Source organism: Deinococcus aerius (assembly GCF_002897375.1).
Lineage (GTDB): Bacteria > Deinococcota > Deinococci > Deinococcales > Deinococcaceae > Deinococcus > Deinococcus aerius.
In genome coordinates this window covers 166703-192990 of the sequence record NZ_BFAG01000004.1, presented here as the reverse complement: position 1 = coordinate 192990, position 26288 = coordinate 166703, and the positions used below count along the sequence as shown (strand labels likewise).

Annotated in this window: 23 protein-coding genes; 10 read left to right on the top strand and 13 right to left on the bottom strand. The window is 69.8% G+C overall.

Annotated features, from left to right (window positions below; all coding sequences use genetic code 11):
• Nucleotides 1–5: 5 nt before the first annotated feature.
• From DAERI_RS07790 to DAERI_RS07780, 3 genes are all read left to right on the top strand, one after another.
• The gene (locus tag DAERI_RS07790; protein WP_103128859.1) at nt 6–908 is read left to right on the top strand and encodes an aldo/keto reductase; all 903 of its coding nucleotides are present in this window, start codon (nt 6–8) and stop codon (nt 906–908) included.
• Entirely contained in the window at nt 878–1276 is a 399-nt protein-coding gene (locus DAERI_RS07785; protein WP_103128858.1) for a cupin domain-containing protein, read from the top strand. The genes DAERI_RS07790 and DAERI_RS07785 overlap by 31 nt, the downstream gene beginning before the upstream one ends.
• 325 nt (nt 1277–1601) lie before the next feature.
• The gene (locus DAERI_RS07780) at nt 1602–2663 is read left to right on the top strand and encodes a type III polyketide synthase (protein WP_103128857.1); all 1062 of its coding nucleotides are present in this window, start codon (nt 1602–1604) and stop codon (nt 2661–2663) included.
• Nucleotides 2664–2717: 54 nt separating this feature from the next.
• On the opposite strand, the gene DAERI_RS07775 is transcribed toward DAERI_RS07780, so the two are convergent.
• Nucleotides 2718–3044, bottom strand: coding sequence for a hypothetical protein (locus tag DAERI_RS07775; RefSeq protein WP_103128856.1), 327 nt, complete (start codon nt 3042–3044; stop codon nt 2718–2720).
• A 277-nt stretch (nt 3045–3321) separates the two neighbouring features.
• Between DAERI_RS07775 and acnA the strand changes: the two genes are divergently transcribed.
• Nucleotides 3322–6042, top strand: a complete 2721-nt coding sequence (gene acnA, locus DAERI_RS07770) for an aconitate hydratase AcnA (RefSeq protein WP_103128855.1) — start codon at nt 3322–3324, stop codon at nt 6040–6042.
• A 105-nt stretch (nt 6043–6147) separates the two neighbouring features.
• On the opposite strand, the gene DAERI_RS07765 is transcribed toward acnA, so the two are convergent.
• Complete coding sequence (locus DAERI_RS07765) at nt 6148–6702, bottom strand: Uma2 family endonuclease (RefSeq protein ID WP_103128854.1); 555 nt, start codon at nt 6700–6702, stop codon at nt 6148–6150.
• Nucleotides 6703–6806: 104 nt separating this feature from the next.
• On the opposite strand from DAERI_RS07765, the gene DAERI_RS07760 reads away from it, so the two are divergent.
• Nucleotides 6807–8435, top strand: a complete 1629-nt coding sequence (locus DAERI_RS07760) for a S8 family serine peptidase (protein ID WP_235610297.1) — start codon at nt 6807–6809, stop codon at nt 8433–8435.
• A 63-nt stretch (nt 8436–8498) separates the two neighbouring features.
• Here DAERI_RS07760 and DAERI_RS07755 read toward each other — a convergent pair whose 3' ends face one another.
• The 3 genes from DAERI_RS07755 to DAERI_RS07745 form a co-directional block, all read right to left on the bottom strand.
• Nucleotides 8499–8777: a hypothetical protein gene (locus DAERI_RS07755; RefSeq protein ID WP_165794123.1), complete on the bottom strand. Its 279-nt coding sequence runs from the start codon at nt 8775–8777 to the stop codon at nt 8499–8501.
• A 76-nt stretch (nt 8778–8853) separates the two neighbouring features.
• Nucleotides 8854–9942 (bottom strand): enolase C-terminal domain-like protein, encoded by a 1089-nt coding sequence (locus tag DAERI_RS07750; RefSeq protein WP_103128852.1) that lies wholly within the window; start codon nt 9940–9942, stop codon nt 8854–8856.
• Nucleotides 9939–10703: a DEAD/DEAH box helicase family protein gene (locus tag DAERI_RS07745; RefSeq protein ID WP_103128851.1), complete on the bottom strand. Its 765-nt coding sequence runs from the start codon at nt 10701–10703 to the stop codon at nt 9939–9941. Before DAERI_RS07745 ends, DAERI_RS07750 begins: the two co-directional genes overlap by 4 nt.
• A gap of 310 nt (nt 10704–11013) precedes the next feature.
• On the opposite strand from DAERI_RS07745, the gene DAERI_RS07740 reads away from it, so the two are divergent.
• Nucleotides 11014–12771, top strand: coding sequence for a PRC-barrel domain-containing protein (locus DAERI_RS07740; RefSeq protein WP_235610296.1), 1758 nt, complete (start codon nt 11014–11016; stop codon nt 12769–12771).
• A 551-nt stretch (nt 12772–13322) separates the two neighbouring features.
• On the opposite strand, the gene DAERI_RS07735 is transcribed toward DAERI_RS07740, so the two are convergent.
• From DAERI_RS07735 to DAERI_RS07720, 4 genes are all read right to left on the bottom strand, one after another.
• A complete protein-coding gene (locus DAERI_RS07735) occupies nt 13323–14585 on the bottom strand; it encodes an ABC transporter permease (protein ID WP_103128850.1) in 1263 nt (420 codons plus the stop codon).
• Nucleotides 14575–15312 (bottom strand): ABC transporter ATP-binding protein, encoded by a 738-nt coding sequence (locus tag DAERI_RS07730; protein ID WP_103128849.1) that lies wholly within the window; start codon nt 15310–15312, stop codon nt 14575–14577. The genes DAERI_RS07735 and DAERI_RS07730 overlap by 11 nt, the downstream gene beginning before the upstream one ends.
• Nucleotides 15305–15517, bottom strand: coding sequence for a helix-turn-helix transcriptional regulator (locus tag DAERI_RS07725; protein ID WP_103128848.1), 213 nt, complete (start codon nt 15515–15517; stop codon nt 15305–15307). Before DAERI_RS07725 ends, DAERI_RS07730 begins: the two co-directional genes overlap by 8 nt.
• An 82-nt stretch (nt 15518–15599) precedes the next feature.
• A complete protein-coding gene (locus tag DAERI_RS07720; protein WP_103128847.1) occupies nt 15600–16001 on the bottom strand; it encodes a hypothetical protein in 402 nt (133 codons plus the stop codon).
• Between the two features lie 487 nt (nt 16002–16488).
• Between DAERI_RS07720 and DAERI_RS07715 the strand changes: the two genes are divergently transcribed.
• From DAERI_RS07715 to DAERI_RS07705, 3 genes are all read left to right on the top strand, one after another.
• Nucleotides 16489–16992 (top strand): transcription initiation factor IIE subunit alpha family protein, encoded by a 504-nt coding sequence (locus DAERI_RS07715; protein WP_103128846.1) that lies wholly within the window; start codon nt 16489–16491, stop codon nt 16990–16992.
• Between the two features lie 99 nt (nt 16993–17091).
• A complete protein-coding gene (locus tag DAERI_RS07710; RefSeq protein WP_103128929.1) occupies nt 17092–17421 on the top strand; it encodes a cyclic-di-AMP receptor in 330 nt (109 codons plus the stop codon).
• Between the two features lie 68 nt (nt 17422–17489).
• Nucleotides 17490–18527 (top strand): WD40 repeat domain-containing protein, encoded by a 1038-nt coding sequence (locus DAERI_RS07705; protein ID WP_133161987.1) that lies wholly within the window; start codon nt 17490–17492, stop codon nt 18525–18527.
• A gap of 3 nt (nt 18528–18530) precedes the next feature.
• On the opposite strand, the gene DAERI_RS07700 is transcribed toward DAERI_RS07705, so the two are convergent.
• The 3 genes from DAERI_RS07700 to glmM form a co-directional block, all read right to left on the bottom strand.
• Entirely contained in the window at nt 18531–19130 is a 600-nt protein-coding gene (locus DAERI_RS07700) for an HAD family hydrolase (protein WP_103128844.1), read from the bottom strand.
• A gap of 19 nt (nt 19131–19149) precedes the next feature.
• Nucleotides 19150–21879, bottom strand: coding sequence for a DNA polymerase I (gene polA, locus DAERI_RS07695; RefSeq protein ID WP_103128843.1), 2730 nt, complete (start codon nt 21877–21879; stop codon nt 19150–19152).
• A gap of 296 nt (nt 21880–22175) precedes the next feature.
• Nucleotides 22176–23507 carry a phosphoglucosamine mutase gene (gene glmM, locus DAERI_RS07690; RefSeq protein WP_103128842.1) on the bottom strand — a complete coding sequence of 444 codons (1332 nt, stop codon included), beginning with the start codon at nt 23505–23507 and terminating at the stop codon, nt 22176–22178.
• Between the two features lie 369 nt (nt 23508–23876).
• Between glmM and DAERI_RS07680 the strand changes: the two genes are divergently transcribed.
• On the top strand, nt 23877–24866 hold the full coding sequence (locus tag DAERI_RS07680) for a phosphotransferase family protein (RefSeq protein WP_235610295.1): 990 nt from the start codon (nt 23877–23879) through the stop codon (nt 24864–24866).
• Here the strand turns inward: DAERI_RS07680 and DAERI_RS07675 are convergent.
• Nucleotides 24857–25975 (bottom strand): DNA glycosylase AlkZ-like family protein, encoded by a 1119-nt coding sequence (locus DAERI_RS07675; RefSeq protein WP_103128840.1) that lies wholly within the window; start codon nt 25973–25975, stop codon nt 24857–24859. The two genes, DAERI_RS07680 and DAERI_RS07675, sit on opposite strands and share 10 nt — an antisense overlap.
• Nucleotides 25976–26288: the final 313 nt, after the last annotated feature.

Sequence of the window (26288 nt, the reverse complement as noted above, 5' to 3'; positions counted from 1 at the left end):
AGGACATGACGAACACCACCACGCCCAATGCCGCGCAGAGCGGCACCTTCCGCATCGGCGGGGAGCTGACCGTGAACCGCCTGGGCTTCGGGGCGATGCGGGTCACCGGCGAGGGGATCTGGGGCGACCCCGCCGACCGCCAGGAGGCGCTGGCGACCCTGCGCAGGCTGCCGGAACTCGGCGTCAACTTCATCGACACCGCCGACTCCTACGGCCCGGCCGTCAGCGAGGAACTCATCCGCGAGGCGCTGCACCCCTTTGATACCGTCGTGATCGCCACCAAGGGCGGGCTGACCCGCACCGGCCCGAACGTGTGGATTCCGGTGGGCCGCCCCGAGTACCTCAAGCAGCAGGCCTACATCTCCCGCCGCCGCCTGGGGGTCGAGCGCATCGACCTGTGGCAACTGCACCGCATCGACCCCAAGGTGCCCCGCGACGAGCAGTTCGGCGCGATCCGCGAGCTGATGGACGAGGGCGTGATCCGCCTCGCCGGGCTGAGCGAGGTGAACGTCGAGGAGATCGAGGCCGCCCGCCGGGTGTTCCCGGTCGCCACGGTCCAGAACCTCTACAACCTCGTCAACCGCAAGTCGGAGGACGTGCTGGACCACTGCGGGCGCGAGGGCATCGGCTTTATCCCCTGGTATCCGCTCGCGGCGGGGGGCCTGGCCCGCGAGGGCAGCGTCCTGGGCGAGGTCGCCCGGCGGCTGAACGCCACCCCCTCGCAGGTCGCGCTCGCCTGGGTGCTGCGGCGCAGCCCGGTCATGCTGCCCATCCCCGGCACGGGCAAGGTGCGGCACCTGGAGGAGAACGTGGCCGCCGCGGGCCTCACCCTCGAAGACGAGGACTTCCGCGCGCTCGACGAGGTGGGGAGGGACGAATGGACCCGCAAGCAGGCCGGGAGGGACTGACCGTCCCCGAGCCCGTGAACGTCGCCGCGAAGTTCGCCCTCTTTGACGACGCCTGGAACCCCCGGATCGTCGCCGAACTCAACGGCCAGCAGGTCAAGGTCGCCCGGCTGCGCGGCGAGTTCGTCTGGCACCACCACGAGCATGAGGACGAACTGTTCTGGGTGATTCGGGGCACCCTCCGCCTGCGCTTCCGGGACCGGGACGTGCTGCTGCAAGAGGGCGAGTTCCAGGTCGTCCCGCGCGGGGTGGAGCATCTGCCCGTCGCCGAGACCGAGGAGGTCTGGGCCGTGCTGTTCGAGCCCGCCTCGACCCTCAACACGGGCGACGTGCGGGGCGAGCGCACCCGGGAGACGCTGGAGCGGCTGTAGTACGAAATGGTGGTGGGCCGCAGACGAACCCGAGTGGAGCGAGGGGCAGAGAATCCCGGCTGGCGGCGGTGGACGATGAGCGGGTCGGCCTCCCTCGTGTTCTGCAAGAAAGGCGAGGGGCCGCCCCCGAGCCTGCGGCCATGAAAGAACAGCCGGTGCTTTTCCGGCTGTTCTGGAATCAGAGTGAGCCGGTGCAACCCGCCGGGGGAGGGCGTGGGAGCAACGCGGCCTTCACTCTTTCTTGGCCCTCCCGAACGTGAAGAGCGCGTCAGGTCCACGGTGGGAGAACCCACGGTGGGCGGCGGGGCACACGAGAGAATGCCGCATGTTCCCTGCTCCCGTCGTGCGTTCCCTCGTCACCGGGAACCCGCCCCACCGCATCCCGCAGGCCGAGGTGCGCGAGGCGGCCCGGCAGGCCTTCCCCCGCATGGCGGCCCGCGCCGGGATGCTCGGCGTGTTCGACAACGCCCAGATCGAAACCCGCTCCCTCTCGCGCCCGCTGGAGTGGTACACGCACGAGCGGGGCTTCGGCGAGAAGAACGCCGTCTTCGTGCAGGAGGCCCGCGCGCTGGGTGAACGGCTGGCCCGCGAGGCGCTGGAGCGCGCGGAACTCGCGCCGGGCGATATCGACGCCGTCGTGGTCGTGAACACGAGCGGGATCAGCGCCCCCAGCCTCGACGCCTACCTGATCGAGACGCTGGGCCTGAATCGCCACGCGGCCCGGCTGCCGGTGTGGGGCCTGGGGTGCGCGGGCGGTGCGGCGGGGCTCGCGCGGGCGGCGGACCTCGTGCGGGCGGGGTATCAGCGGGTCCTGTACGTCGCCGTCGAGTTTTGCAGCCTCACGCTCATCAAGGGCGACGAGTCCAAGAGCAACTTCGTGGGCACGGCCCTCTTCTCGGACGGCGGGGCGGCGCTCGTCGTCACCGCGCCCGACGTGCCCGGCCCCCCGCCCCTCCTCGCCCTGCACGGCGGCTACTCCACCCTGATCGAGGACTCCGAGGACATCATGGGCTGGGACGTGATCGACAGTGGCCTCAAGGTGCGCTTCTCCCGCGATATCCCCACCCTGGTGCGCTCGATGATGCAGGAGAACGTCGCCCAGGCCCTCGCCTCGCGCGGCTGGTCGCGGGACGACGTGCGCGCCTTCGTGGTCCATCCCGGCGGCGTCAAGGTGCTCACCGCCTACGAGGAGGCGCTGGGCCTGCCGGAAGGGGCATTGGACGCCAGCCGCCGCGTCCTGTCCGCCCACGGCAACATGAGCAGCGTGACCGTGCTGTTCGTGCTGGAAGAGGTGCTGCGGGACCAGCCCCTGGGGCGCGGCCTGCTGAGCGCGATGGGTCCGGGCTTCAGCGCCGAACACGTGCTGATCGAGTTTGTGAACGATTGAAGTTCAGGGACAGGGGCGGGGGAACGTGGCGTCCTCCCGCCCCTGCCGCCGCGCTCACATCTTCTCGTCGGCGTCCACCGTCGCCCCGGGATCGGTCGTGGCCCCGCTGGCGGGCTGCCCGTGTTCCATTCCCCCATAGGTGCTGGGGTTGCGGTCGTGCTGGCCCACCGCGCTGGGCTCCGGGGCGTCCGGGAGGGCCGTCGTGGGCGTGTCTTCTCCCGCCTCGCGGTTCTCGTCGTCCACCTGATCCCAGTAGCGGTTCTCCTGGTCCTGACTGGGCGTCTTCTCGCCGCCCGTGTCCCAGTTGGGGTTCGTCTGCACCTGCTCCTGCGGCACGTTGTCCTGGGGGCCGGTTCCTCGGGGGGGGTCGCCTGCGCTCATGTCGGCTCCTCTCTGCGCCGGGCGGCGCGTCGGGCTGGGGTGAACGGCTGGTTCAGGACCAGCGTACCCGAAAAGGGCGGGGGAGGGGCTTGAACGCTTTCCCCGCCTCCTGTGACGCCTTCCCCAGCAGGGGCGAATTACGGACTCAGGAGCACTCCCATCTGTAGTCCCCAAAGTGGTAACAGTGTTTCTGTGACAGGGACGGGGTGCGCCGGGCGCGGCGGAGCTTATCATGGGGGCATCAACCCCGCCCGTATGGGCAAGGAGGAGCCCCACAATGGCGATGAACCTGTTCGGTGCGCGCGACGTGCTCACCACCAAGGCTGGACAGACCCTGTACTACTACAACCTGAGTAAGCTCCAGGAGCAGGGGCACGACATCTCCCGGCTGCCCTTTTCCGTCAAGGTACTGCTGGAGAGCGTGCTGCGCGAGGCGAACGACTACGACGTGCGCCGCGAGGACGTGGCCGCCGTGGCGGGCTGGAAGCCGGTCAACGAGGAGATCGAGATTCCCTTCAAGCCCGCCCGCGTGATCCTCCAGGACTTCACGGGCGTGCCCGCCGTGGTGGACCTCGCCGCGATGCGGAGCGCGATGGTGGCCCTGGGCGGCGATCCCAAGAAGATCAACCCGCTGATCCCGGTGGACCTGGTGATCGACCACTCGGTTCAGGTGGACGAGTTCGGCACCGAGTTCGCCCTCGCCAACAACATGGCCCTGGAGTTCGAGCGCAACCGCGAGCGCTACGAGTTCCTGCGCTGGGGCCAGCAGGCCTTCGACAACTTCGGCGTCGTGCCGCCCGCCAGCGGCATCATCCACCAGGTCAACCTGGAATACCTCGCCAAGGGCGTGCAGAGCCGCCCCGAGGATGACGGCGTGGTCGTGTACCCCGACTCGCTGGTGGGCACCGACAGCCACACCACGATGATCAACGGCCTGGGCATCGTGGGCTGGGGCGTGGGCGGCATCGAGGCCGAGGCGGTCATGCTGGGCCAGCCCATCTACATGCTGATGCCCGAGGTAATCGGCTTCAAGATCACGGGCGCGATGCCCGAGGGCGCGACCGCCACCGACCTCGCCCTGCGCATCACCCAGATGCTGCGCGAGAAGGGCGTGGTGGGCAAGTTCGTCGAGTTCTACGGGGCGGGCCTGAGCAACATGACCCTCCCGGACCGCGCGACCATCGCCAACATGGCCCCCGAGTACGGCGCGACGATGGGCTTCTTCCCGGTGGACGACGAGGCGCTGCGCTACCTGCGCCGCACGGGCCGCCTGGAGGACGAGATCGAACTCGTGGAGGCGTACTACAAGGCCCAGGGCATGTTCCGCACCGACGAGACGCCCGACCCGGTCTTCACCGACACCATCGAACTCGACCTCTCGACCATCGTACCCTCCCTCGCCGGACCCAAGCGGCCCCAGGACCGGGTGAACCTCGCGGACATGCACACCGTGTTCAAGGAGGCGCTCACCGCTCCCATCAAGCAGCGCGGCTTCGAGCTGAAGCCCGAGCAACTGGACGCACAGGGCACCATCGGCGGCACGGATATCAAGATCGGGCACGGCGCGGTGACGCTCGCCTCCATCACCTCCTGCACGAACACGAGCAACCCCAGCGTGCTCATCGCGGCGGGCCTGGTCGCCAAGAAGGCGGTGGAGCGCGGCCTGAAGCCCAAGGCGTGGGTGAAGACCTCCCTCGCCCCCGGCTCCAAGGTTGTCACCGAGTACCTGGAGAACGCCGGGCTTCAGGAGTACCTCGACCAGATCGGCTTCAACACCGTCGGCTACGGCTGCATGACCTGCATCGGCAACTCCGGCCCGCTGCCCGAGCCCGTCGTGCAGGCGATCCAGGAGGGCGACCTCGTGGTGGCTTCCGTCCTGTCCGGCAACCGCAACTTCGAGGGCCGCGTGAACCCCCACATCCGCGCGAACTACCTCGCCTCGCCGCCCCTGGTCGTGGCCTACGCGCTGGCCGGGACGGTCGTGAACGACATTGTGAATGACCCCATCGCCACCGGCAGCGACGGGCAGCCCGTGTACCTGCGCGACCTGTGGCCGAGCAACGCCGAGATCCAGCAGATCATGGACCAGGCGATCAACGCCGAGATGTTCAAGCGGGTCTACGACGGCATCGAGAAGAGCAACGAGCAGTGGAACGCCATCCCCGTTTCCGAGGGTGCGCTCTACAACTGGAACCCCGACTCGACCTACATCCAGAACCCGCCCTTCTTCGAGAACCTGGGGAGCGGGCCGAGCGAGACGGTGTCCTCCATCGAGGGCGCCCGCGTGCTCGTGAAGGTCGGCGACTCGGTGACGACCGACCACATCAGCCCGGCAGGCTCGTTCAAGGCCGACACCCCGGCGGGCAAGTACCTGCTGGAGCGCGGCATCCAGCCCAAGGACTTCAACTCCTACGGCTCGCGGCGCGGCAACGACCGCATCATGACGCGCGGCACCTTCGCCAACATCCGCCTCAAGAACCAGCTCGCCCCCGGCACCGAGGGCGGCTTCACCACCGACTTCACGACCGGGCAGGTGACGACGATCTTCGACGCCTCTCAGAACTACAAGGCGCAGAACATCCCGCTCCTCGTCTTCGCGGGCAAGGACTACGGCATGGGCTCCAGCCGCGACTGGGCGGCCAAGGGCACCTTCCTGCTGGGGGTGAAGGCCGTAATCGCCGAGAGCTTCGAGCGCATCCACCGCTCCAACCTCGTCGGCATGGGCGTGCTGCCCCTCCAGTTCAAGAACGGCGAGAACGCCGACTCGCTGGGGATCAACGGGGACGAGGTTTTCGACCTGATCCTGCCCCCCGACCTGAAGCCCCGCCAGGACGTGACTCTGCGCGTGACGAAGGACGGGCAGAGCCGCGACATCACCGTGCAGTGCCGCATCGACACGCCGGTCGAGATCGACTACTACAAGAACGGCGGCATCCTCCAGACCGTGCTGCGCGGGATTCTGGAGCGGGGCAGGCAGGAGGCGGGCGCGCAGGCGTAAGCCGAAAGTGTCAGGGGGAGGGGCAGGCCCATCCACGGACCTGCCCCTTCTCTGTGCCTTGAGGGTCCATCGTCCGGGACGACCCCACGCGCGCGAGGCGTCCCGTTACAGCCTCGCCCCCTCATACACCTCGTCCATCCTCAACTCCACGTCCAGGCACGGCAGCCGCACCCCGTCCTCCACCGTCTCGACCTGCCACCCATTCGGGGTTCGGCGGTAGAGTTCGGCGGCCCGCTCCTCGCTGTCCACGAGCAGGTAGCCTTGCAGACTGGGCAGGCTCAGGTAATCGTGTGCCTTGTAGGTCATGTCCACCTGCCGGGTGGACTCGCTCAGAATTTCCACGATGAGGCAGGGGCGAGTTTCAGCCTGCTTCAGGTCCTCGTGCGGCTCGCAGACCACGACGAGATCGGGATAGTAGTAGCGAAGTTGCCCAAGGCGGTTCACGCGCACTTTCATGTCATTGGCGTAGGACCAGCAGGGCCCGCCGCGCGTGGCGTTGAGCAGCACCCGCCCGATGTTGGAGGAGATGCGGTTGTGGGGCAGGCTCGCCCCGGCGTGAGCGTAGACGAAACCGTCCACGTATTCCCGCCGAATCGGGCTCAGCTCTTCGGTCCGCAGGTACTCCTCCTCGCTGATTTTTCGCAGGACGGATTCGGTCATGCCCCTATGGTACGCACCCGCCCCGCCCCGCCTTCCCCCGCTGAGTGAGCCGAAGTTCCCGTGAATCTTCAGACCCGCTTCAGTTCGCTCCTCTAAGCTGGGGCATGACCTTTCGCCTGGCTCTGCCTGTGCTGACGCTCGCGCTCACCGTCCTCCTGGCCGCCTGCGGGCCCGACGGGGGAACGATCATCGGGGATACGATCGCGCCCAGCGTGGCGCTGACGGCCAGTCCGACCACCGTGACCGCTGCGGGAACCATCACCCTGACCGCGACGGCCAGCGACAACGTCGGCGTGACGCAGGTGGACTTCTACCGCGGCACGACCCGGATCGGCAGCGATACGGAGGCGCCATACATCGCCACAGACAGGGTGACCTCGGCCGACAACGGCACGCGCAGCTACACCGCCGTCGCCACCGATGCGGCGGGCAACAGCGCGACCTCCCCGAAAGTGAGCGTGAATGTCGGCATCTCGCCGGTCTGTCCGCAGACGGTGAGCGGGCAGGACCTTCCGAAGACCGTCCAGGCTCAGGGCGTGATCCAGACGAGCGTGCGTGCCCCCAACTGGTCCGCGCCCCATGTGCCCGGGCAGGTGCTGGTGACCGAGGCGGGAGGATTCTCTGCCCAGGCGCTGAACGCCCTCTCCACGGTACGGACACAGGCGGTCATCCAGGGCCTGAAGCTGGCCTTTACCCCGGCGGGCGAGACCGACCGGGCGTTCGCGGCGCGGCTCACAGCGGCGGGGTTGCGGGTGCAGCCCAACTTCATCTACCAGCCGCTCGCCGTGCCCAACGACCCGGGCTACCCGGGCAATGGGGGGATCAGGGTCAGCAGCGACAACATGACGCATGTTCAGGATTACCTGCCCCGCATCAACGCGGACGGCGCCTGGACCTTCCTGACGGCCTGCGGGAAGACGCCGGTGGGGGCGGTGACGGCGGTACTCGACAGCGGGGTGGACAGTGGGCACCCGGACCTGCAAGGGCGCCTGCTTCCCGGGGCGTCGTTCGCCGCAGGAACGGGAACCGACGACGAGGACGGGCACGGCACCGGGGTCGCGGGGCTGCTGGGAGCGGCGACGAACAACGGGATCGGCCTTGCGGGCGTGACGTGGAGCGGCAGGACGATTCTGCCCGTGAAGGTGTTCAACACCGGCGATATCACGACGGCGGCCCTGACGAAGGGGCTGAATTACGCCGTCGAGCAGGGGGCCAAGGTCATCAACATGAGTCTGGGTGCACCGGGAGACCTCGGGGACAAGGCGCTGGACGACGCGCTGAACAGCGCGGCGAAGAGTGCGGTGCTGGTGGCGGCGGCGGGTAACGAACCGGACAAAGGCGTGTTTTACCCGGCCAGCAATCCGAACGTGATCGCGGTGGGTGCCGTAGGGGCCAAGGACAGTGAGCTGGCCTCTTACAGCGCCCGGCCGAACGCTGATCGCCCGCGCCCCCTGGACATCGTGGCGCCGGGTGGGGGAGCGCCGACCGGTCCCACGGCGCTCATCGTGCTGGATGCCGGGGGCGGCTATCAGCTCACCGCGGGCACCAGCGAGGCGGCCCCCCTGGTCAGCGGCGTCGCCGCCCTGATGCGCGCGGCCAACCCGGGCCTCAGCGCGGCGGAGACCCGCAAACGCCTGCTGGAGAGCGTGCGCCGGGTCCAGAGCCCCAACTTCCCGGAAGAAGGGCTTCCCCTGCTCGACGCGGAGGCCGCCGTGCGCGCCGCGACACGCTGAGGAGCCAAAAAAAGCGGGGGGACAGGTCGCGTCTGTCTCCCCGCCTTCCGCTGTCAAAGCGCCCTAGTTCTCCCGGTCCGTGCGCTCGGGCGCGAGTTCCAGGCGGGGTGTGCGCAGGCCGTGCAGCAGCAGCGCGAACACCACCAGGCTATGCAACACGAGCAGGCTGAACAGGGCCATGCCGGGCTGCGTGGCGTGGCCGTAGGCGCCGACAAGCTGGAACAGGATCAGCGTGAGCAGCACCTTGGAGCGGCGCTCGGGAAAACGCAGGTAGGCATAGGTGCCGCCCAGCATGCTGAAGAGGAGGGGGAGGGCCAGCGCATTGAGCATTTCTTGGCTCATATCTCATTTTCACGGAAATCCCGGCGGCGTAAATGTGCTGTTCCCCGCTCAGGCACAAGATTTCCTGACACAATCCTTACACGAGGTGGCGCTCCAGTTGGTGTGGGTTGAGGACGTGGTGCCTTAGAGAGGGCACGTCCAGCCAGCCGTCCCGGAAGGTGATGGGCCGGTCGAGCAAGTCCTCCTCGAGCTTGAGGACGAAGCTGAGTTCGCAGGGCTCGGTCACCCCGGCCTGGGTGGACAGCAGCGCGGCGTGCAGGGTGCCCAGCCCCGTGCTGGCCTGCGAGCCGACCATGCCGCGCTTGCCGCGCGCGGCGGCGGCGCGCAGCATCGCCAGACCGTCGGTGAACCCGTTGCGGGCCGTCTTCACGTTCAGGATATCGAAGGTGTCAAAGTCGAGTTCGCGCGCCAGGTCGGCGGGCGTGAAGCAGGAGTCGTCGGCGACGATGGGCAGGAGGCCCCGGGCGTGCAGCTCGGCCCGCGCCCTCAGGTCGCGCACGGGAAGAGGCTCCTCCACGTAGGTCAGCCCGGCGTCCCGCATGGCGGCGAGGGCCGCAGGGGCCAGGCCAGGCGTGAGCGTCTCGTTGCTGTCGGCGTAGAGCTGAACCCCGTCCCCGAAGGCGCCTCGCAGGTCGCGGATCAGGGCGAGGTCGCGGGCGTGGTTGCGGCCCACCTTCACCTTCAGGCAGCGGACGCCCGCCCCCACCACCCGCTCGGCCTCGGCGAGCATGGCGGCGGGGGCGTCGATTCCCAGGATGAAGCTGACGCGCACACGCGGATTCGGCCCCAGCAGCGTGTCCCAGAGCGTGAGCCCCCGCGCCCGCGCCCGGGCGTCGTGCAGCGCCATGTCGAGCGCCCCCCGCGCCGTGTGGTTGTTCGCCACGCTGTTCCGCACCCGGTTGAGCCCTGCCTCGTCCGTGATGTCCACACCCAGCAGGGCGGGTTCGAGATGGCGCAGGATCGCGACCACGCTGCCCGGCGTCTCGCCGTAGATCGTGGGCCGGGGGGTGGCCTCCGCGACGCCGACCGTGCCGTCGTCCAGCGTCACCCGCACGAGGACGTGTTCGGCGGCGCTGAGCGTGCTGTGGGCGCCCCAGGCCAGGGTGCCCCGCAGCGGCAGGCGAAAGGGAAGCCCCTCCACCCGGGCGACCCTGAGCGCGCTCATGCCCACGCCCGGATGGCGGCGGCCACCTGCCCCGGACCCAGCGCCACCGTGTCGAGGACGAGGGCGCGCCGGGGCGGCAGCGTTCGCAGAAAGGCGCTCGCCGCGTCCGGGTCGTAATGCTGGCGTTCGGTGACCACGATGGCCGTCTTGGCCAGCACGTCCGCCGGGTCGTATCCCTCCGCTGCCAGCGCCGCCAGCGCGTCCAGTTCGGCGGGGGTGAATACCTCCCCCACCCCAGGGAGACGGCCCAGCTCCGCCCGCAGGTCCGAACCGTCTCCTCCCGCCAGGCGGTCGAACCCGTCGGCCCGGCCCAGCAGGCGGCGCACCCGCACCCCGTCGGGGGCGTTCAGGGCCACGAAGCGCCACGCGGGGAAGGTCGCGGCGGCGTACTCCACCTCCTCCAGGCCGCGCAGCCCGTCGAAGATCAGGTGGCCGCCCCAGTGGTCCAGGTCGGCGCTCAGGGTGCCCAGCGCGTGGGCCATCCCGCCGGGGTGAAGCTGGCGGTAGCGGGCCGTCAGGGCGAAGCGTTCGGCGCGGTCGGTGACGGCTCTCCCCGCCAGGGGCAGGATCATCACGTCGTCCGTGATCTGGCGGCGGTCGGGCAGCACCCGGGCGGCGGGGTCGGCCCCGCGCAGGGCGGCCAGCGCCGTACTCTTGCCCACGCCGGTCACGCCGACGAGAACGGTGAGCGGCACTCCGCCGAGGCGGGCTTCCCGGGGGCCGCGCGGGGGGCCGGGGTGCAGGTGGCGGGAGCGGATCACGCCCGGAGTCTAGGGCGCGGGGCTGCCTTAAGGTCGCCGCAAGGTTCAGTCAACCCGGGGTGAGGGCGAAAACCTCACACTTGCCGGAAGGGTTCCTAGACTCAGAAACGGAGGACTGACTGATGGCTCGACTGCAAGGTGGCGGGGGGGCGGCGCACGAACCGTCCTGTGGATCATCGTGATTCTGGTGGTGCTGTTTTTGCTCGCCTACTTCCTGTACCTCAAGCCCCAGGGGATCTTGAATCTCGGCTTCTGAGCCCCGCCTGGACACGGGACGACCCGAGAACCCCTTTCAGAACGGAGTACCCCCATGATCAAAGCCAAGGAATTGCTGGGCCGCCCCATCATCGCCATCGACAGCGGGGAGAGGATAGAGACGACGCGCGACGTGGTGTTTGACCACCAGGCCAACGAGGTGCTGGGCCTGCTCGTGGACGAGGGCGGCTGGTTCCGCGCCGCCAAGGTGGTGCCCTTCGGGGCGATCCGCTCCATCGGCGAGGACGCCATCATGGTGGACAGCGCCGACTCGGTGACCTCCACCCGCGAGGACGGGCGGCTGGCCGACGTGCTGGAATCCAACGTCAGCCTGAGCGGCATGACGCTGCTCACGACCGACGGCCAGAACCTGGGCAAGATCGCCGACGTGTTCTTCGACGAACACACCGGCCGCGTCGAGGGCTACGAGGCGACCGGCGGGATCTTCAGCGACCTGAGCAGCGGGCGGACCTTCGTGCCCGCGCCCGAAAACGTGCAGATCGGCCACGACGCGGCCATCGTGCCCATCTCGGTGGCGGCGGCGATGCAGGAGCAGGAGCCGGGCGGCCTGAAGGGGGCGCTCAGCAGCGCGGGCGAGAGCCTGAGCAGCGCGTACCAGACCGCCGCCGAGAACGTCAAGCAGAGCTACGGCAACATCGCCGAGGCCACCAAGGAGCGCCAGAAGGAATTCCTGGTCGGCAAGGCGGCGGGCAGTGACGTGACCCTCGACGACGGCACCGTCCTCGTTCACCAGGGCGAGACCATCACCGCCGAGCAGACTGAGCGGGCCGACCAGGCGGGCAAGCTCTCCGCCCTGCTGACCAGCGTGACGGGCGGCGTGCTGTCCGAGACGTACGGCACCGTGAAGGAGCGGGTGCAGAGCGGCGTCGAGAACGTCCGCAGTGCCAGCGCCGAGCAGCAAAAGCAGTTCGTGGTGGGCAAGACGGCCTCGACCGACGTGGTCGCCAACCTCGCGGACGGGGTGCAGGAGGTCATCGTCCACCAGGGGAGCGTGATCACCGAGTTCCAGGCCGAGCGCGCCCAGGAGGCCGGGGTGCTGCCCGCCCTGGTCGCGGCGGCGGGTGGCGGGGCGATTCAGGAGGGGGTGCAGGGCCTGCGCGAGCGCCTTCAGCCCACCCAGCCCGCTCCCCTCACCGTGGAATCCACCATCGGCCGCCGGGTGCGGACGGACGTGCGCGCCCCCACCGGCGGCCTCGTCGCCGCGCAGGGCCAGATCGTTACCCCCGCCATCGCCGAGCGGGCGCGGCAGCTCGGGGTCGAGGGGGCGCTCATCGCCGCCACCGTGGGCGGAACTTCCCCCACGGCGGGCGCGGGTGCGGCCCTCTCCGGTGGCGTCGCCAGCGTCAGCGAGGGCGCGAGCAACCTGCTGGAGCGTGCCAAGGCCTGGCTGGGCGACAAGCGCGAGGAGGCCGGGCAGGCCCTGGAGGAGCGGCAGGAGCAGATGCAGGAAAAGCGCATCCGCGACGCGCTGGGCCGCCCCGTCACCCGCGTGATCCTCGCGCCCGACGACACCATCATCCTGAACGTGGGTGAAATCATCACCCACAAGGCCATCGACGCGGCCCGTGCGGGTGACGTACTCGACATTCTGCTCGACAGCGTCAGCAAGGAGGAGGTCAGCATCGACCCCCTCTCGGTTCGCCCGCATGAAACCGGGGTCGCGGCCCTGGAGGGGCAGGGTGATCTGGCCGGCCAGCCAGGGGCGACTTCCGCCGCCTCCACCTCGGGCAACTCGGCCACGGGGAGTTCCGTGAATCCCCTCGATCCCAACAATCCCGCACGTCAGGGTTGACGGCGTGAAGGGGGGGCGGGCCTTCCACGGCGGGAGGCCCGCCCTCGCCTGTTTTCGCTGCTGGATGGGGTTGGCGCCGAATATGTCTTGAGGGGCAGGGCAACTTGCTCCGGTTGGCCCCCACCCCCCTGCCCCCACCGGGGGCCACGTCTCCGCCGCGCGGGGTGGCCCGCGTGTTGACGCCCGGCTCGCTGACGTGTCTCTCCTCCAGGTGGAGGGGGGAGTTTTCCGCTGCGCTCGGCAAAGGGCCCGGCCAGTTCACCCGTGGCCGTGTCCTTCTCCGCGCAAGGTTTGATCTTGTTGTGTTCCGAGTCGCGGGCCCACCGTCTCGCTGCGCGAGCAAGGCGGTGCGAGGGCGAGCCACTGGCAGGAATGGGCCGTCTACTATAGACGGTTCTGAAAGCAGAAGCTCTGGCGGTGTTGCCCCCTCTCCCCTTGCGGGAGAGGGGTGGCGAGCGCCAGCTTGCCCTAAAGCGCCTGACCCTGACACATTCCTAAAGAGGAGCGGAAAACTCCTCCTCAACCCACGTCTCCTTCCAAGATGTCCTGCGCTAGTTCCTGAAGATGACCTCCTCCCGCCCGAAGGAGCGCCGGGCGAGCAGCCCGACGAGGAGTGCCCCGAGCAGGTTGGCTCCTATGGCGGTCAGCGCGTGCCCGGCGCTCAGGTTGCCGCGGACCGTGTCGAGGATGGCGACCATGCTGCCGAAGAGGGGGATAGCGTAGATGCCGCCGCTCAGGGTCAGGAAGTCGCTGAATTGCAGCAGCACGGCGGGAAAGACGATCAGGAGGCTCAGCGGCGTCACGTAGGTCTGCGCCTCCTTGTACGAGCGGGCATAGATGCTCAGGGCGATCAGGACGGCGCTGATCAGGAGGGCAGCGCTGACCACCGTGGCGAGCAGCGCGAGGGCACTCCCGGCCGTGAGGGAGAGCTGCCCCCCGAACGCCTGGGCGACCTCGGCGGGCGTCTCGCCCTGGGTCACCGCCGCCCGCGCGACCACCCCGCTGAGCAGGAAGCCCAGCACGCTGAAGCAGGCGGTCGTGAGGGCCGTCACGGTGGTGGCGAGGAGTTTCCCGGCCACGACCTCCGAGCGGCGGACGGGCGAGACGAGGAGGCTCTCCAGAGTGCCGCGTTCCTTCTCGCCCGCCGTGGCGTCGAGGGCGGTTGCCATCGCGCCCGTCAGGATGAAGTTCAGCATCAGGAGGGGGATCAGGAAGGCGAGCTGCCCGCTGCGCCGCTCCTGCTCGGGGCTGGCGTCGATGGGGGAGAGGGTGACCGGCGTGAGGGTTTGGGCGCTCAGGCCCAGTGTGCCCAGGCGCTCCACGGCGAGCTGGCGGTTGTACGCCTCCACGGTGGACTCCACCTTGGCGAAGGCCCCGGTCTGGGCGCGCAGGTTGCCCAGCTTGGCGTACACCTCCAGCTTGCCCGTGCCGTCACCCGCGCGGGCGGGCAGGGGGTCGGGGGCGCGCAGGGCCGCCTCCACCTCGCCCGACTGCACGGCGGCGCGGGGGTCGGTCACGGGCACGAGGTCCACCCCGGCCCGCGTCACCGCCCCGCCCGGCGTCTTCTCGTCGCGGGTCAGGGCCGCCCGCAGCGACCCCGGCAGGGTGCCCACCACGCCCACCTTCTGCCGCTCCTGCGCCTGCCCGCCGATAAAGCGGCCCAGCAGCAGCGGCAGCCCCAGGGTGAACAGCGGGATCAGCAGCAGCGGGATCAGGATGGTGCTCGTGATCGTGCGGCGGTCGCGCAGGGTGGAGAGCAGGTCGCGCGAGGCCACCCGCCAGACGTAGCCCGGGCGCAGCCCCTCAGACCGCACGCCGGGCCTCCGTGCCGCGGACGAGGGCGAAAAAGGCGCGCTCCAGGTTCCGCTCCCCCGTCCGCGCCAGGATGTCGGGGATGGTGCCCACCGTCACCAGCGCCCCCTCGTGCAGGATCGCCACCCGGTCGCAGACCTCCTCGGCCTCGCTCATCACGTGGGTGGAGTAGAGGGTGAGCCGCCCCGGGCGCCGCGCCGCCGCCACGAAGTCGAGCAGGGTGCGCCGCGCGAAGATGTCCAGGCCGCTCGCCGCCTCGTCGAGGATGAGGACGTGCGGGTCGTGGATGACGGCGCGGGCGATGACCACCTTCTGCTTCATGCCGGTGGAATACTCGCCCGCGCGGGTATCCAGGGTGCGCCCCAGGTCGAGCGCGGCGTCGAGTTCGGCGATGCGCCTGTCCGCCTGCCCCCGCGTCAGCCCGTAGAAGCCCGCGAAGGACCGCAGCACCTCCCGCCCCGTCAGCCGTGCGGGGAGGCCCATGCCGCCGTTCACCACGCCGATGATCCGCCGCACCGCCTCGGGCTCGCGCGTCACGTCGTGGCCCGCCACGGCTGCCGTGCCCGCCGTGGGCTGGAGCAGCGTGGCGAGAATCCGCAGCAGGGTGGTTTTCCCCGCGCCGTTGGGACCCAGCAGGCCAAACACCTCGCCCCCCTCGGCGCTCAGGGTCACGTCCCGCAGCGCGGCGTGTTTGCCGTAGGTCTTGCCCAGGTTCCGAATGTCAAGCACGTCCGTCTTTCCCTTCCCCATCGTCGAAGATGTCCTCGATGGTCTGCCCGAATAGCCGCGCGATGCGGAACGCCAGGGGCAGGCTGGGGTCGTATTTGCCGGTTTCCAGGGCGTTCACCGTCTGGCGGCTCACGTCGAGCAGCGCGGCGAGGTCGGCCTGCGTCCAGCCGCGCCCCACCCGCAGTGCCCGGATGCGGTTGTTCATCCCACCCGTCCCGGCCTGGTCTGCCGGGGGATGCTCCCCGGCGAAGCAGGTACGCGGTCAGCCACCAAAAGGTCTCCTGAGTTCACGGGTCCCGCCGGGCGATCACCGCCGCACTCAGACCCCACACCAGCATGCCGGTCACGTAGATCACCCAGGAGGGCGTCCTGAAATGCAGGGCGGGCTCCAACGCGATCAGGCTGGCCGACAGCACCATCACGGCCAGAAAGGCGACGCCCGCCGCACGGGTCTGCAACTGCCGCCCGTACTCGTCCATGCGCCGCACGGCCAGCACCATCATGCCAGCGAACAAGAGGGGCAGGGCGGCCAGCAGCAGCGTTCCCGCTGAAGCCAGGGGCTCCAGCCCCCGCTGCCGACCCAGCCCCGCAAGCAGCGCGCCCAGCAGGCTGAGGCCTCCTCCACCCAGCCCAAACCCGAGCAGGACGCGTCCCACCCGCTGGTCCCGGCTGAGGGGTCGCCCGTTCACAACTGGCCCCGATGAGGGGGAGGGGCAAGAGGGCAGAACGGCCGTCTCGTCAGCGTCATGTCAAGCCTCCTTGACAGCAAGGATAGGAACCCCGCCGCGGTGTGTCAAGGAAGGTTGACAACCCCCGACAGACGGCAATGCCGGCGGTAACCATCCCAGCTAAGATCAACCGGAGTACAGGGTCCGGCTCATCCAATCGGCCAAACGCACATGGGCCGTTGGGCAAGCGTTCCAAAGGCAGTTTGATTTACGGTCTCCGCCCCCTGGACCGTTTACCATGTGCCACCTTTTGGGCGGTCGGCTGACTTGCCCGCCTTTCCCCGGTCCGCGCCCCCGTTCGACCTGTTGCCACACTGCTCATGCAAACCGCATGGGAACCTGTCACAATAGGAAAGTTGCGCTCCAGGGCGCACTTGAACCGAGTTCACGATCCACGTTCACACTGGGGCGGCCTTCCCGCCCGCTCTGGTTTCCCGGAGGATAGCGCATGTTTAACCCCCCCACCCTTGAAGACCTGCAAGAGACGCGCCGCGCCAACGAGAAGCTGGTGCTCAGGGCGCTGGAAAGCAAGCCCGAATGGGTCGAGACCGAACTTGCCAAGACGACCGGCCTGGCGCTGTCACACCTGCGCGCCGCGCTTGCCAGCCTGCTCGACCAGGGCCGGGTGCGCCGCCTGCCCGGCACCGGCACCCGCGCCGTGTACGGCCTCGCCGACCCCGGCCTGGCCGACGTGCCCGCCACGCCCCTCACCGAGGACGCCAAGCGGGTGCGCGACTACCTGGAGGGCCGCGCCGACAGCGCCCTGTACATGAGCGAGCAGCTCCGTATGACCCGCGAGGACGTGATGAAGGCCCTGTCGCTGCTCAACGCGCACGGCATGATCACCTGCACCTTCGTGGGCAGCCTGGTGATCTTCCGCCTCAAGGAGACGCAGGCGCTCGGCCAGGAGCAGGCGCCCGTCACGAGCGGCAAGAAGAAGCAGGTCGCGTAACCTCCCCACATCCCCAGGCCTCCCACGGCGGAGGCCTTTTTTCATGGCAGGCGGGGGTCTTGAACTGCCGCTGACGCCCCCTCTGTTATGCTGCGCTTCATGAAGCTGGTTCTCGCCGTGATTCAGGATGCCGACGCCGCCGCCCTGGTGCGGGTGCTGTCGGAAAACGCCTTCGAGGTCACCAAGCTGGCGAGCACGGGCGGCTTCCTGCGCGAGGGCAACACCACCCTGATGATCGGCGTGCCCGACGAGCGCCTGGCGGACCTCAAGCGCCACGTCCAGCAGACCTGCCGCACCCGCACCCGCCTGGTGACCCCGAGCGTCCCCATGGGCGAGCAGGGCGAGGGGATGGCGAACGATCCGGTGGAGGTCGCGGTCGGCGGCGCGGTGATGTTCGTGCTGGGCGTGCAGGAATTTGTCAAGGTCTGAAGTCGCAGGCTGAACGTGCCGTCAGCAGGGTCTCACGCCCCGAGCGGTGGCAGAGGAGAGGCTGAGGCGTGCCCCCTTTGCGACTGACCGCCGCGCTGCTCCCGTTGGTTTTTGCTGCCATCGCTGGCGCTGTCCCCGTACAGCCCGCGTGGACCCTGAAGAACGTCTCATTCCTGGGCTTCACCGAGAAGGGCGAGGTGATCACGCGCCCGTTTTACCCGGGGAGCGGGGACGCACCACAACTGGAGCGCCGTCGCCCCAGGACCGGGGAAAGAGAGGGCCTCATCGTGTTTCCCGAGGCCGGAAATGACCTGGGAAGGCTCTCCTTCGCGCCCGACTTGCAGACCTTCGCCTGGCTGAACAAGGCGGCCGACACCCTCACCGTTCGCATGCCGCAGAAACGTTGGACGAGCAGTTCGCCGGGTTTGAGCGGCACTCAAGCGCTCACGTTCAGTCCCGACGGGCGAACCCTGGCGGCCATGAACGTTTTCGGCTACGTCCAACTCTGGGACGTGCGGAAGGGCGAGCGCCGCGCCACCCTGCTGCTGCACTCGCAACCCCGCAGCCTGACCTTCCACCCGTCGCGGCCCCTGCTCGCCGTGAACGAGACGTGGTCGGAGGCGGGCAGCGTAACCCTCTGGAACACGGACACGGGCCAGAAGGTGCTGACCGTGCCCGGATTGAAGGGGACTGTCCGCCCCTTCCAGTTCGCGCCGGACGGCCGCCTGCTGGTCAAGCAGGGGTTCAGTGTCGGCTTTTTGGAGCTGGGGCTGGACCGGCTGGGTCAGGGCGACTGGGGCCTGAGCTGGGGATTGGGCCCGGGAGCAATTCCCACCTATACCGAGCCCTGCCCGCCGGGCCTCCAGGCGAGGCTCTGCGCCAGGGGCGTGCGTGCCGTGAGCTTCAGCGCCGACGGAAGCCGCGTGCTGCTGAACATCGCCCGCACCCCGCAGAACGTCCCGGCGTCCCTGCTGTACGACACCAAGACCGGGAGCTTGCTGAAGACCTTCGACACGCCAGGAGCATTCGCCGTCCTTGCCCCGGACGGCAGGACGCTCATCCTCAACACCTTCCGGGGCGAGGTCCAGGGCGCCCCACTCCCCTGACCCCTACTCCACCCCCAACGCCGCGAGTTCCGCCCGGAGCTGTGCAGCATCCTTATACCGGACAGCGTGCATCCCCACCGAGCGGGCAGCCTCGACGTTCTGCGTGCGGTCGTCCACCATCACGGCCTCGCCGGGCTGGACGTGGGCGAGGCTCAGGGCCAGGCGGTACATCGCCGGGTTGGGCTTCATCACCCCCAGGTAGCAGGAGGTGAAAAAGCCCAGGAGGAAGGTGCCCAGCCCGTAGGTGCGGATGCGGTACTCGTTCAGGTCGCGGCCCTCGTTGTTCAGGGCGTACATGCGGTGACGTTCGCCCAGCTCGCGGGCCAGGGCGAGTGCTTCGGCGTGCGGTTGGCTCTCGGCCTCCATCGCGGCGCGGAAGTCGTCCGGGGTGAAGGGGCGGGGCGCGTGGAAAATTGTCTGCTCCAGGTACTCGGCGAGGCTCATGCGCCCGCGTTCGAGTTCGGGCACGGCCAGCTTGTGCCGCTCGCCGAAGTCTGAAGCGTCCAGCCCGAAGCGCGCCACCACGTCCGCCCGCTGCTCGCGGTCCCAGCCGTTCGTGAGGAGCACGCCGCCGATATCCCAGAACACCGCCCGAATCGCCATGCCGGAGGGTAACTCAGACTTACTTCGTGTCGTACCAGTTCGGCCCGACCCCGACCTCCACCGCCAGCGGCACGCTCAGCTCCGCCGCGCCCTCCATCACCTCGCGGGTGAAAGAGGCGATGTCCTCCGCCCGGTCCTCCGGCGCCTCGATGAGGAGTTCGTCGTGGACTTGCAGCAGGAGCCTCGCGCCCCGCGCCTCCAGTTCCGCGTCCAGACGCACCATCGCCACCTTGATGATGTCGGCGGCGGTGCCCTGGATGGGCATGTTGTACGCCAGCCGCTCGCCCGCCTCGCGGATGTTGCGGTTGGAGGCCTTCAGCTCGGGGACGTAGCGGCGGCGGCCATACAGCGTCTCGACGTAGCCGTGTTCCCGCCCGAATTCCAGCGTGTGCTCGATATAGCGCCGGATGCCGGGGTAGGTGCTGAAGTACGTGTCGATAAAACCCGCCGCCTCCACGTACGAGATGCCCAGGTCGTTGCTCAGGCGGTGGGTGCTCATCCCGTACAGCACGCCGAAGTTGACCGTCTTCGCCGCGCGGCGCTGGTTGGGGGTGATCGTCGCCTCGTTGAGCCCGAGCACCTGCGCGGCGGTGCGGCGGTGGATGTCCACGCCCTCCTGGAAGGCCTGGCGCATCAGCGGATCGTCGGCGATGTGCGCCAGCAGCCGCAACTCGATCTGAGAGTAGTCGGCGCTGATCAGGCAGTAGCCCTCGTCCGCGATGAAGCCCTTGCGGATCTCGCGGCCCGTCTCCGAGCGGATGGGGATGTTCTGGAGGTTGGGGTTGAGGCTGCTCAGGCGCCCGGTGGCGGCGGTCGTCTGGCTGAAGGTGGTGTGGAGTCGCCCGGTGCGCGGGTTGACGAGGTTGGGCAGCGGGTCGAGGTACGTGCCCCGCAGCTTCTCCAGCTCGCGGTATTCCAGGATCGCCGGGATGATGGGGTGCTCGTCGCGCAGCGGTTCCAGGGCGGAAACGGCGGTGCTCCTCTTGCCCGTCAGCTTCGTCTTCTTGCCGCTCGCCAGGCCGAGGTCGTCGTACAGCACGGCCTCAAGCTGATCGCGGCTGCGGATGGGGAACTCACGCCCCGCCAGGCGGTGAATCTCCGCCTCCAATTCGGCGATGCGGCCCGCCATCGCGCCCGACAGGCCCCGGATGTAGTCGCTGTCGAGCCGCACCCCGCGCACCTCCATGCGCGCCAGGACTGCCGAGAGCGGCTTCTCCACGTCCTCGTACAGCCTGCGGCGGGGCTCGTCGAGCTGGGGCGGCAGGTCGCGCAGCAGGCGGTAGGTGATCGCGGCGCGGGTGGCGGCGTCATCCGGCCAGGTCAGGTTCAGATACCGCTGGGTGGTGGTCGGCATGTTCGTGTTCGCCGGGTCCAGCAGGTAGGCGACGAGGAGGGGGTCCTCACCCGGCTCGACCACCGTGCCGCGCACGCTGAGGTGGGCGGCGAGCGCCTTCGCCCCCGCCGCCGTCAGCGTCCGCTGCCCGATGAACTCGGCCTCGCTCACGACCGGGGGGAACTGGGCCGCCCGGCGCTGGGCCTCCTTCTGCTGCGCCTTCGCGGCCTTTTCGGCGGCTTTCTGCTCGGCCTTGGAGAGCTTTTTGGGGGATTCGTCCGCCAGATCGGTGAACAGGGGGCTGTCGGGCGCGGTGACGGGAACGGCCTCCGCCTCGCTCCCCGCCCGTTCCTCGACCGGCGCCACCCGCGCCACCTGCCCGTCGAAGGTCGCCGCCGCGATCAGGTCGGCGGTCAGGTCGTCCTCGCGCGACAGGACGTAGCCCCAGGTGACCCCCTCGCCGGGTGTGCGCCACTCGGCAAGGGGCGGGGCCTGGAAGGCGTCGGGGGAGGATGTGGGCGCGTTCTCCCCGGTGGGCGCGGGTGCCCCCTTCCCCAGACCCAGCACTTCCTTCTTGAGCGAGGCGAGTTCGAGTTCGTCGAGCAGCGCCTCCAGCCGGGCCGGGTCGCCCGCGCCACGCTGAGCACCCAGCTCCACCTTCAGCGGCAGGTCGGTCACCATGCGCGAGAGGTCGCGGCTGAACAGCACGTCGGCCTCCGAGGCGAGCAGCTTCTCGCGGGTGCCCTTGGGTTCCAGCGTGCCCGCCCGCGCGGCCTCCAGCACGGCGTCGAGCGTGCCGTACTCCTGGAGCAGCTTGGCCGCCGTCTTCGGCCCGATGCCCTTGGCGCCGGGGATGTTGTCGCTGGCGTCGCCCGTCAGCGCGCGGTAGTCCACCCACTGCCGCACGGTCACGCCGTACTTCTCCTGCACCTCGTCCGGGCCGATCAGGGCGAAGTCGTTGCTGATCACCCGCACGTGGTCGTCCAGAAGCTGGTAGGCGTCGCGGTCGCTCGTCACGATGCGGACCTGAAAGCCCTTGCCCTCGGCCATCTTGGTGACGGTGCCGATCACGTCGTCGGCCTCGTAGCCGGGCTCCTCCAGCCGGGGCCACCCCAGCGCGTCCACCAGGTCGCGGATGCGGTTGATCTGCGCGGGGAGGTCGCTGGGTGTCTGCGCGCGGCCCGACTTGTAGCCGTCGTACTGCTCGTGCCGGAAGGTCCCCCCCGGCGGGTCGAACACCACGATGACCTGATTGGACGCCTGCCGCGCCAGCCGCAGCGTGTGGCGCAGGAAGCCCAGGATCGCGTGCGTCGGCTCGCCCTTGCTGTTGCTGAGCGGCGGCAGCGCGAAATACGAGCGGAACGCCAGCGCGTGCCCGTCGATCAGCACCAGCGTGTCGGGAGAGGGGGCAGTCATGGGCGCATTCTACTGTGGGCGTAATGGGGCGCCGTTCGCCGCATCTTGGGCTTTGATCGGTTCGGGCAGTGACATGATGGGCTTGGAGAAGCGGCGGCGTTTTTCTCCCTCTCCCCTCGTGGGAGAGGGCCGGGGTGAGGGGGCGACGGAGCAGCGCCGATACTGGCAAGATGCCCTGCCTCGTCTATCCGCCGCGCCGCAGGGCGTCCCCGTTCACCCCCTCCCAGCCTCCCCCCTCAAGGGGGAGGGGTTTTTATCGTTCAGGCCGCTCTTCTAGATCAAGCCCCCGCATTCCCTCAGCCCGCCCGTCCCCGCTCCTCCACCACGCCCGCCAGCGTCCGGGCGACCTCGTGGATTTCGGCCTCGTCGGGACCCTCGACCATCACGCGGATGAGGTTCTCGGTGCCGCTGGGGCGCAGGTTGACGCGGCCCCGGCCATTGAGCCGCGCCTCGGCCTGCTGCACGGCGGCCTGCACCACGTCGTCGCGGAAGGTGGCCTTCTTGTCGGTCACCCGGACGTTCACCAGCGTCTGCGGGAACATCACGAGTTCGTCGTGCAGCTCGTCCAGCGTGGTGCCCAGCTTCCTCATCGCGGCGAGGGTCAGCAGGGCGGTCAGCACGCCGTCCCCAGTGGGGCTCTGGTCAAGGAAGAGGATGTGCCCGCTCTGCTCGCCGCCCAGCGTGAGACCCTGCTCGTGCAGCCGTTCGTGAACGTAGCGGTCGCCGACGGCGGTGCGCTCCAGCCCGATCCCGGCCTCGCGCAGCTTCACCTCCAGCGCCATGTTCGCCATGATGGTCGTCACCACCGCGCGCTCGCCCCGGGCGCGGGCGTTGAGCAGCAGCATGTGGTCACCCTGCACCACGTTCCCGCGCGAGTCCACGAACAGCGCCCGGTCGGCGTCGCCGTCAAAGGCCACGCCCAGGTCGTAGTCCCCCTCGCGCACGATCCGCTGGAGGTGTTCCAGGTGGGTGGACCCGCAGCCCCGGTTGATGTTGTGCCCGTCGGGCGTGGTGTAGACGGCGAACACGTCCGCCCCCGCCGCCTGGAAGACCCGCGGGCCGACCCGGTACGCGGCGCCGTTCGCGCAGTCCATCGCCACGCGCAGGCCGGTCAGGTCGGGCGCGTGTGAGCGCAGGAACCCCACGTACAGCCGCTCGGCCTCGGTGTAGTTCGTGACCGAGCCCAGGTCCACGCCCGTCACTGGGGCGAAGGTCGGCACCTCGTCGATGGCGGCCTCGATCTCGTGCTCGGTCGCGTCGCTGAGCTTCTGGCCGTCGCGTCCGAAGAACTTGATCCCGTTGTCCTCGTACGGGTTGTGCGAGGCGGAGATCACCACGCCCGCGTCGGCGCCCAGGTGCCGGGTGAGGTAGCTCACGCCCGGAGTGGGCAGCACGCCCACGTGGATGACGGTCACGCCCCGGCTCGTCAGGCCCGCCGCGAGGGCCGCCTCCAGCATGTCGCCGCTCTGGCGGGTGTCCTTGCCGATCACCACGCTGGGCCGCGCGCTTTCCCGTTTCAGGACCTCGCCCGCCGCCGCGCCCAGCCCCATCACCCACGCGGCGGTCAGGGGGAATTCGCCCGCGACCGCCCGGACGCCGTCCGTCCCGAAATACTTCCGTTCGCTCATAACCGGGTCATCATACCCGGGGGCGTGTGATGGGCGCGGCGGGAATGCGGGGGCTGGGAACTCCGGCGGGCCGCCCCGCGTACCCGGGAGCATGAGCGGATTTTCTGGAGGTTCCTTCTCGTTCAGTCATAGCCACGGGCATCGCCGGGGGTTCGGCTACCGGGGCCACAGCCACAGCAGCGGGCACCGGGGTGGTTTCCTCGGGGCGGCGTTGGGCGGCAGCCACAGCAGCGGCCACCGGGCGCACTACGGGCGGGGCGGGCATTACCGTCAGGTCGCCCGTCGGCGCGGGATGGGCTGCCTGGGTGCATTTGTGGTTGGTGCGGCGCTCGCAGGCGGCTCCGTCGCCGGGCTCGTCTCACTCATCGCTTGAGGCTGGGCCTGCTGTCGGACGTGCGGGACGCGCTCGCCGGGCGTGGTCCCGCCGTTTCGTCCCGCCGCTGGCCGCGTGAGTTGCGGGCGGCCTTTCCCGGCCCGCGCCGCCGCGTCGAGGCGTGGGTGGGGGAGGGGGCGGCCTTCGCGCGCTACGTCACCCCCCACGGTCCCCTCTTCCTGAAGTACCTCCCGGCGGGGTGGCGGGACGAGCGGGCCTTCGCGCGGCTGGCGCGGGAGGGGGCCTACCTGCGCGGCCTCGCGCCGCTCTCGCCCGTGCCGCACGCGCCGCTTCTGCATCGGGCCCTCGACCCCGCCCGCCTGCGCGCCCATCTGCTCACGCGCGACATGACGGACGAGACGACCGGCTGGGGCGCGTTCAGGACCGATGCCGAGCGGGAGGCGGCCTTGTGCGAAATCGTGCGCCTGCTCGCCCGCCACCACGCCTTCTGGCTCAGCCGCCCGGAACTCAGGGGCGAGTGGGGCTGGGACCCCGAGCGGGCCGTTCGCCGTGGCGCGCGGATTGCCGCCGCGCCTGTCCCCGACTGGACGCCCGATGAGGTGAGGGCGGTGGGGGAGGCAGCACAAGCCCTTCCCGCCCTGCTGAAATCCACTTGCGGCGTAACCCTTGCCCACGGGGATATTCACGCCGGGCAGGTGCTGTGGCCCGTTGGTGGCGGACCGCCCATCCTGATCGACTACGGGCAGGTGCATGGGGCGCCGCTCGGGGAGGACCTCGCCCACCTGCTCCATGTGCGTCTGGAGTCCGCCGACCGTGCCCGTCTCGGCCCTGGATTGCGGGAGGCGTACCGGACGGAACTCGCCGCGCACGGTCACACGCTCACCTCCACCCAACTCGCCGCCGAGGAACGTGCGGGACTGGCCCTGAACGTGCTGACGACCGCGCGGCAGGCCCGCCGGGAGGAAACCAGCGGCGTGCGGGACGCCTTGCGCCGGGTGACGGAGGCGTGGCTGGCTCAGCCTTGACCGGTCACCTCGCCCTCCAGGCCCAGAAACGCCCGATACCGCCCCAGCTCGGTCTCCACCCCTTTCCTGAGCGCCGCTGTCTCTCGCACACCCGGAACAAAGCCCACCTCGCTGCGGAGTTCGCCCCCCTCCACCTTCAGGTTGGCCCACCCCACCGCGCGCTCGGCCTGGAAGAGGGGCAGCGCGTAGTAGCCGAACTGCCGCTTGGCCGGGGGCGTGTACGCCTCGAAGCGGTACGTCCAGCCGTGCAGGTGCTCGAAGCGGCGGCGGTCCCAGACCAGAGGGTCGAAGGGGCCGACGATCCGCACGCCGCGCGGCGCCCTCACCCCGTCCACCTCCCACTCGGCGGGCCAGACGTAGCGCAGGCCGTCCACCCGCGCGCCCGCCAGCTCCTCGCGGATGGCGGTTCTGAAAGCCGCGCGCATCTCGCCCCTCAGGTGAGGCAGGCCGTAGTGCGAGAGCGAGACGAGGTGGCCCAGGCTGGCCTCGGGGAGTGGACCGTAGAGCGAGGCGAGCAGGTGAACGGCCCCGCGCACCCGCTCGGCCTCGGGGAGGGGCGCCTGGCGCAGGGCGGCCAGATGTGGGGCCGGGCCGTAGAGCCGCACGCCCCCCACGCGCCGCGTCACCCGCACCTCGCCCCGGCGGTGCAGCGCGTCCAGAATCCGGGTGGTCGCCGCCGACTGCCCGCCCCAGGCGTTCACCACCCGGCCCCGGCCCACCGCCCCGGCCACGTCACGGGGGTGGACCTCGCCCTGTGTCTCCACCCATGCCCGCACCTCGGCCAGCAAGTCGGGGTGTTCCCGCTCGGCGCTCGACTCGCCGGGCTCGCGTGGGTGCAGGAGGGTCTGCACGTGCCGCGTCACGAAGCCGTAGTTGGGCAGCATGTCCTCCTCGGCGTCGAGGGTCGGGTAGAGGCGCTCCAGGTCGCCCGCCCGGTAGCCGCGCACCCGCTGGAAGAGGGTGAGGTCCTGGGCACGGGCGGGGGCGCGGATGGGGTCGGCCTGCACGAAGCCCTGGGCGTTCAGGGCGGCCTGGAGGGAGGAGTGGCGCTCCAGCGTGCGGAAGGCGAGGGCCCGCAGGGCGGCGGGGGTGAGGGGCGTGCCGGGCATGGGGGGAGGGTAGCGTTCCAGTTGGAAGGTGTTGCCCCCACCCCCAGCCCCCTACCCCCAGAGGGGGCAGGGGGAGTTTTCCGCTGCGCTCGGCAAAGGGCCCGGCCAGTTCACCCGTGGCCGTGTCCTTCTCCGCGCAAGGTTTGATCTTGTTGTGTTCCGAGTCGCGTGCCCACCGTCTCGCTGCGCGAGCAAGGCGGGGTGAAGGCGGTGCGAGAGCGAGCCACTGGCAGGAATGGGCCGTCCACCATAGACGGTTTTTGAAAGGCTAAAGCTTTGGCAGTGTTACCCCTCCCCCTGTGGGCTGGGTAAT

What these genes read in the sequence shown, in the direction of transcription:
- DAERI_RS07790 (WP_103128859.1), top strand. Translation starts at nt 6, where the DNA reads ATGACGAACACCACCACGCCCAATGCCGCGCAGAGCGGCACCTTCCGC.
- DAERI_RS07785 (WP_103128858.1), top strand. Translation starts at nt 878, where the DNA reads ATGGACCCGCAAGCAGGCCGGGAGGGACTGACCGTCCCCGAGCCCGTG.
- DAERI_RS07780 (WP_103128857.1), top strand. Translation starts at nt 1,602, where the DNA reads ATGTTCCCTGCTCCCGTCGTGCGTTCCCTCGTCACCGGGAACCCGCCC.
- DAERI_RS07775 (WP_103128856.1), bottom strand. Translation starts at nt 3,044, where the DNA reads ATGAGCGCAGGCGACCCCCCCCGAGGAACCGGCCCCCAGGACAACGTG.
- acnA (WP_103128855.1), top strand. Translation starts at nt 3,322, where the DNA reads ATGGCGATGAACCTGTTCGGTGCGCGCGACGTGCTCACCACCAAGGCT.
- DAERI_RS07765 (WP_103128854.1), bottom strand. Translation starts at nt 6,702, where the DNA reads ATGACCGAATCCGTCCTGCGAAAAATCAGCGAGGAGGAGTACCTGCGG.
- DAERI_RS07760 (WP_235610297.1), top strand. Translation starts at nt 6,807, where the DNA reads ATGACCTTTCGCCTGGCTCTGCCTGTGCTGACGCTCGCGCTCACCGTC.
- DAERI_RS07755 (WP_165794123.1), bottom strand. Translation starts at nt 8,777, where the DNA reads ATGAGCCAAGAAATGCTCAATGCGCTGGCCCTCCCCCTCCTCTTCAGC.
- DAERI_RS07750 (WP_103128852.1), bottom strand. Translation starts at nt 9,942, where the DNA reads ATGAGCGCGCTCAGGGTCGCCCGGGTGGAGGGGCTTCCCTTTCGCCTG.
- DAERI_RS07740 (WP_235610296.1), top strand. Translation starts at nt 11,014, where the DNA reads ATGATCAAAGCCAAGGAATTGCTGGGCCGCCCCATCATCGCCATCGAC.
- DAERI_RS07725 (WP_103128848.1), bottom strand. Translation starts at nt 15,517, where the DNA reads ATGAACAACCGCATCCGGGCACTGCGGGTGGGGCGCGGCTGGACGCAG.
- DAERI_RS07715 (WP_103128846.1), top strand. Translation starts at nt 16,489, where the DNA reads ATGTTTAACCCCCCCACCCTTGAAGACCTGCAAGAGACGCGCCGCGCC.
- DAERI_RS07710 (WP_103128929.1), top strand. Translation starts at nt 17,092, where the DNA reads ATGAAGCTGGTTCTCGCCGTGATTCAGGATGCCGACGCCGCCGCCCTG.
- DAERI_RS07700 (WP_103128844.1), bottom strand. Translation starts at nt 19,130, where the DNA reads ATGGCGATTCGGGCGGTGTTCTGGGATATCGGCGGCGTGCTCCTCACG.
- polA (WP_103128843.1), bottom strand. Translation starts at nt 21,879, where the DNA reads ATGACTGCCCCCTCTCCCGACACGCTGGTGCTGATCGACGGGCACGCG.
- glmM (WP_103128842.1), bottom strand. Translation starts at nt 23,507, where the DNA reads ATGAGCGAACGGAAGTATTTCGGGACGGACGGCGTCCGGGCGGTCGCG.
- DAERI_RS07675 (WP_103128840.1), bottom strand. Translation starts at nt 25,975, where the DNA reads ATGCCCGGCACGCCCCTCACCCCCGCCGCCCTGCGGGCCCTCGCCTTC.